The organism is Desulfobacterales bacterium (genome assembly GCA_021647905.1).
Classification (GTDB): Bacteria; Desulfobacterota; Desulfobulbia; order Desulfobulbales; family BM004; genus JAKITW01.
The window spans coordinates 1-4,828 of record JAKITW010000113.1; the positions used below are offsets into that span (position 1 = coordinate 1).

Here is a 4,828-nt window from a genome sequence, read left to right on the forward strand (position 1 = left end):
GCACGAAACCATAACCAGGGGCGACTACCGGCCCGCCGCCTTCCAGGGATTTACCATCCCGAAGAAATCGGGCGGCGCCCGATTAATCGCCGTGGCCGACCCCCGGGACCACCTGGTCCAGAAGATGCTTCATACTCTGCTTACCCCTGTTTTCGACCGCATGTTCGAGGAATGCTCCATCGGTTTCCGCCGAGGCCGCTCCCGGCAGCAGGCCAGACGCGTAGTCACGGCCGCGGTTCGGCAGGGATTTACCCATGTACTCGAATCCGATGTCGAGTCCTTTTTCGACTCGGTTGACTGGCAGCTTATGCTGGAACGGCTGGCCAACCTGCTGCCCCGGGCGGACCACCTTACCTATTCCCTGCTTGAGCGATTCATCAAGGCCGACCTGACCGTGAACAACCGGCCCTGCCCCAGGGACCGGGGCCTTATCCAGGGCATGGTCCTTGCCCCGCTGCTGGCCAATCTCTTTCTTGACACCTTTGACGAGAAAATGAATGCGCTCGGCTACCGGATGGTGAGGTACGGTGATGATTTCCTGGTTTTGACCAGGTCCCTGGAAGAAGGGAAAAAGGCCCGGGAGGATGCCGCGAATATTTTGAAACGCCTGGGTCTGGAACTCAAGGACGAGAAGACGGCTGTTACCGCGTTGGACGCAGGGTTTTCTTTTCTGGGCTTTGACTTCGGCCCGGAACTTGACGAGGAGTTCATCGACCGGACCGCCCTGCGCAAGACCGTGTTTATCCGCAGCATGTATGCCTTTGCCGGCATTGATTCCGGCTCCCTGATTATCAGGAAAGGCGGCCGGCTCATTACCCGGCTGCCCATGAGTCGAATCGGAGAAATCGTGATTTTCGGCAACAACACGGTCTCGGCCCGGCTTCTGCACCAGTGCAGCCGGGAAAATATTCCTGTTTCTTTCTGCCGGGCCGCGGGCCGGTATGTAAACACCCTGCGGCCAGACTCCAGGGCCTATTTCGTGATTGCGGCCCGCCACGCCCGGCGCTTCGAAACGACCCCGGCGGAACAGAGACGCGCTATCGCCGGGCGGATAGCAGCAGCCAAGCTGGCCGGCTATTCATCCTGGTTCGCCGGCCGTTACGGTTCCAGGACAAAAAGGGTATGCGCGCTGCTCCAGACCCGGATCAACTCGATTATGGAGGCAAAGACGGTGGAGACCGTTCGCGGTCTGGAAGGCGAGGCCACCGGCCGGATCTATGAGTTTCTGCGGCCCTTGTTCGTGGATACGGCCTTCCGGAGCGCCAGGCGGCTGCCCCGGGCCAAGTGCGATCCCTGGAACGTGTTGACCGATTTCACCTCTTTTCTCTTTTTCTCCAAACTGAACGTCCTTCTGCGCAGCCAGGGACTCAACCCCTATCTCGGTTTTCTCCATAGCCACAAAGACAACTACGAGTCCCTGGTCTGCGATCTGCAGGAACCATTCCGCGCCAGAATGGACCGTTTTGTGCTGAAGACCGTCAACCGCCGGGTCGTCCGGTCCGAGCATTTTGAGTTCTCCAGCCAGTACAAAACCTTTCACATGAAGTCGGAAGGGATCGGCCCGTTCCTGGAGGCCTTTGAACGGGAGATGAACGTGCGGCTTGCCGGTGATGGGGGGACCCTGAAACAACTTCTGGTCGCCCAGGTCCAGGTACTGCGCAGATGGGTGGACGGGAAGGGCAAACTCTTCTTTTACCAGCCACGATAATTGTCGACAGTGTCGCAGTGTAGACCGACACAACTGCTCCTTATGTCCAGAGGACGGAGGACGGAAGACGGAGGACAGAGGACGGTAAAAACCGGAAGTTGGTGCCTTCCGTCATCTGCCTTCTGTCTTCTGGCAGTTTGGAGGGACTGACCCGACACAGAGGGGATGTTTACTGAAGGGTGCAGGGGGCAGTGGGGTCATCCATTAACTATTATGGGACAGAGTTGAGGCTGAAAACTATGTCAGCCGTTCCCGCACCCAGGCCGGACTCCGGCGGCAGTCCAGAACAGCGTTTACCAGGACTGTTTGTTTGTCGACACGGTAGTAGACTGCGAACGGAAAACGTTTGGCGAGCAGTCGGTGATAACCGAAGCGCCGGGAATGAATGGAAGCGTAAATCTGCAGGGAATCAATATCCGAGAAAAGGGAATCAAGAAAATAATCGCCCAGGCCGGTTGCCTGTTTTTCGTAGAACCGGAAACCGTCAATCAAGTCTTGCTGTGCCTCGTCAAGGATGCGGATATTCATTTAACGGAAGTCCGGATTTTCTCTTTGGCCTCCATCCAATCCGAGAATTGCGCAGTTCCTTGAGTGATTCGTTCTTCCCTCGTACGCAGGATTTTTTCGTGCCAGCCAGGCGAGGGTATTTGTTCCGAGGTGCGGCAGAGGTCGTCCCAGATCAGTTCCATTGTCTTGAGCTTGTCGGAAACTGTCATTTTGTCGATTTGCAGAGTTGATTCCATTAGCAGCCTCCATAGAATGTATTCTAATAAAATATACTGCATCGGGATGTGTATCGCAATTCATTAAAAAAATAGAATTTTCCATTTTTCAGGCGAAGGATTTTGGCTGCTGGACGAGGGCGAGGTGGTGAGCTTTGAACAGGGTTTCAAATATCTGGGCGTGATGTTCGTTAAAAGCATGATCATGACGCCTTTTCCGATGTCCAAGAAGAAGCGGCAGGGAAGTAAAGGACTAAACGTTGTTTTTTACAGTTAACAAGTTTATCTCTGGGAGGAATCCGGCAGGGTTCAGAAGGTTAAAACCATCCTCGGCCAAGTATGATCTTCACGGTTCATTCCGCCGGATGGCGGCGATCCGGGTCAAGTGCTTCTTGTCGTAGGAAAAGATTTCGCTGATTTTATGGCGTTCCATTACAGCGGCGATGTAGCCGTCAATGAAATCGATGTTGTCGGCCATGTAATGTTCAACCGCTTTTTCAACCAGGGGACCGTTGATGACTTCAAGGCCGGGAGTTGCCAGGATGGCCTTGATCATTGGGCCGATAGAGCTGTTTTTAAGACCGTAAGAGGACTCCAGCACCCAGACGACCTCGGCGAGGACCAGTTCAACGGTCACCAACTTTATCTTACCGTCGGCGGCCTCGGCAAGCAGCTTGTCAACCCGCTCCGCCTTGGCCGGATCATCGTTGGTGAGATAACGTATGAAGATGTTTGTATCGAGAAAACATGATTTCATGACATTTCACCGCTGACCCGTCGGCCTACCGCCTTCTTGGCGGTGCGCCGCTCTTCATCCGGGCCGCCGCCGCTGCCGGTCACGCAGCCCCGCAGGTCCCGGAGGGTCTTGACCGGCATCAGGATGATCCTGTCTCCTTGGGAGATAAAATCAATTTTATCCTTCGGATGGATGTCTAATTGATCCCTGAGAGCCTTTGGTATGGTTATCTGGCCCTTTGTAGTCACAGTCGAAATCATTTTCTACCTCCTGTTGATAATCTTACTTTTTATAGTAGCGTAAGAAACAGGCGGAGTCAATATGTCAATTCGAACTTAAGCTGGTTGAGGAAGAATAGGGGAAACTCTGCGGGAAACTACATTGTTTTCACAGTTAACAAACTTATCTCTGGGAGGCATCCGGGTACAGGAGAGGCAACCGCGGACTGAGAGAGGGCAGCTGCCGGTAACGACAAAGAAGCGATGAACCCGGGGTTTTCCTGCCCCCTGCACCCTGACAACTGCCCCCTTGTGTTCAACCATCCGCCTTCTGTCTTCTGGCAGTACGGGGGGACGGCCAGGGAATCGATTTGACTGCGGGACAACATGTGGTTACAATAACCACATATCGGAGATCATAGAATCGGGGAGGCAAGAAGCCATGACGACCGTGGGCATCAGAGAGGCCAAGATCAACCTGAGCAAATATCTCAAGATGGTGCGCCAGGGGCACGAGGTGACCCTGACCGACCGAGGCCAGCCGGTGGGCAAGATCGTCCCGATCACCGCTGCCGAGCTGTCCCTGGAGGAACGGATTCGATACCTGGAGGAAAGGGGCGTGCTGGCTCCGGCGTTGCCGGGAGAAAAGTCTGTTCTTTCCTCTCCCGTTCCGGTGTTGCACGACGCAGCCCAGCGTTATCTGCGGGAGGACCGGGACAATGCCTGAGTCGCCCGGCGTAATTTACTGGGATACATCGGCCGTACTTTCGCTCCTGTTCACGGACACCCACAGCAAAACGGCTCATCAATGGCAACGCGCTCCGGGCCTGCATCTCATTTCCTCCCTGGCCCATGCCGAGGCCTGTGCGGTCATCGCCCGCCTGAGCCGTAACAAGATCATACCGGCCTCCCTGGCCGACCAGGCCCTGGGCGCTCTTGAGCACGGAATATGGCGCCGGATAATCGCCTTGCCGGACTGGGACGCCGTAAGGGATCTGGCGCGGGACACGCCACTCAGGGGCGCGGACCTGTGGCACCTCGGCCTGTCCGTCACCCTGCGCCGCGATCTTCCGGAATTGCGCTTGTTGAGCTTTGATGCCCGATTGCGGGAAGCGGCCCGGTTGCAGAAAATGGAGGCCCCGCTCCACTAACCAGCATGGCTGGACCATAATTGATGAACCCGTAACAACCCGAAATGCTTCAAATGCCACCCAATAAAATCAACAAGTTACAAGACGAATCACGTCCGTCGAGCAGGTTGTTGCGAGACCGACATAATTGACAGCGGCCCTTTCCGGCCAGGAGATTAACCACAAACCCCCTCCTGTCGGGAAAGGGGTCTTCTTCTACCAACGGCCGCTCCATTGAGAAGGGCCGGCTGTTCATAAACAGGCTATCAAGCAGGAACTCGCTTCGCCGCAACGGCGATTCGGAATCCATAAGC

The 4,828-nt window shown here is 55.5% G+C and carries 8 protein-coding genes; 3 read left to right on the forward strand and 5 right to left on the reverse strand.

Annotated features, from left to right (window positions below; all coding sequences use genetic code 11):
- Nucleotides 1–1,708, forward strand: a 1,708-nt coding sequence (gene cas1 / locus L3J03_12140) for a CRISPR-associated endonuclease Cas1 (protein MCF6291730.1), incomplete at its 5' end; no start/stop codon positions are given.
- A gap of 237 nt (nucleotides 1,709–1,945) precedes the next feature.
- Here the strand turns inward: cas1 and L3J03_12145 are convergent.
- From L3J03_12145 to L3J03_12160, 4 genes are all read right to left on the reverse strand, one after another.
- A complete protein-coding gene (locus L3J03_12145) occupies nucleotides 1,946–2,236 on the reverse strand; it encodes a type II toxin-antitoxin system RelE/ParE family toxin (GenBank protein MCF6291731.1) in 291 nt (96 codons plus the stop codon).
- A complete protein-coding gene (locus L3J03_12150; GenBank protein ID MCF6291732.1) occupies nucleotides 2,233–2,451 on the reverse strand; it encodes an addiction module protein in 219 nt (72 codons plus the stop codon). The genes L3J03_12145 and L3J03_12150 overlap by 4 nt, the downstream gene beginning before the upstream one ends.
- A gap of 325 nt (nucleotides 2,452–2,776) precedes the next feature.
- Nucleotides 2,777–3,187: a type II toxin-antitoxin system VapC family toxin gene (locus tag L3J03_12155; GenBank protein MCF6291733.1), complete on the reverse strand. Its 411-nt coding sequence runs from the start codon at nucleotides 3,185–3,187 to the stop codon at nucleotides 2,777–2,779.
- Nucleotides 3,184–3,426, reverse strand: a complete 243-nt coding sequence (locus L3J03_12160; protein ID MCF6291734.1) for an AbrB/MazE/SpoVT family DNA-binding domain-containing protein — start codon at nucleotides 3,424–3,426, stop codon at nucleotides 3,184–3,186. Before L3J03_12160 ends, L3J03_12155 begins: the two co-directional genes overlap by 4 nt.
- 400 nt (nucleotides 3,427–3,826) lie before the next feature.
- Between L3J03_12160 and L3J03_12165 the strand changes: the two genes are divergently transcribed.
- Together L3J03_12165 and L3J03_12170 are read left to right on the forward strand one after the other, a co-directional pair.
- Complete coding sequence (locus L3J03_12165; protein MCF6291735.1) at nucleotides 3,827–4,111, forward strand: type II toxin-antitoxin system prevent-host-death family antitoxin; 285 nt, start codon at nucleotides 3,827–3,829, stop codon at nucleotides 4,109–4,111.
- Nucleotides 4,104–4,535: a type II toxin-antitoxin system VapC family toxin gene (locus tag L3J03_12170; protein MCF6291736.1), complete on the forward strand. Its 432-nt coding sequence runs from the start codon at nucleotides 4,104–4,106 to the stop codon at nucleotides 4,533–4,535. Before L3J03_12165 ends, L3J03_12170 begins: the two co-directional genes overlap by 8 nt.
- Before the next feature lie 49 nt (nucleotides 4,536–4,584).
- Here L3J03_12170 and L3J03_12175 read toward each other — a convergent pair.
- Nucleotides 4,585–4,828: hypothetical protein (locus tag L3J03_12175; protein MCF6291737.1), on the reverse strand; the 244-nt coding region annotated here is incomplete at its 5' end.

Bases quoted from the DNA above. Each gene is read 5' to 3' on its own strand.
- L3J03_12145 (MCF6291731.1), bottom strand. From the start codon at position 2,236: ATGAATATCCGCATCCTTGACGAGGCACAGCAAGACTTGATTGACGGT.
- L3J03_12150 (MCF6291732.1), bottom strand. From the start codon at position 2,451: ATGGAATCAACTCTGCAAATCGACAAAATGACAGTTTCCGACAAGCTC.
- L3J03_12155 (MCF6291733.1), bottom strand. From the start codon at position 3,187: ATGAAATCATGTTTTCTCGATACAAACATCTTCATACGTTATCTCACC.
- L3J03_12160 (MCF6291734.1), bottom strand. From the start codon at position 3,426: ATGATTTCGACTGTGACTACAAAGGGCCAGATAACCATACCAAAGGCT.
- L3J03_12165 (MCF6291735.1), top strand. From the start codon at position 3,827: ATGACGACCGTGGGCATCAGAGAGGCCAAGATCAACCTGAGCAAATAT.
- L3J03_12170 (MCF6291736.1), top strand. From the start codon at position 4,104: ATGCCTGAGTCGCCCGGCGTAATTTACTGGGATACATCGGCCGTACTT.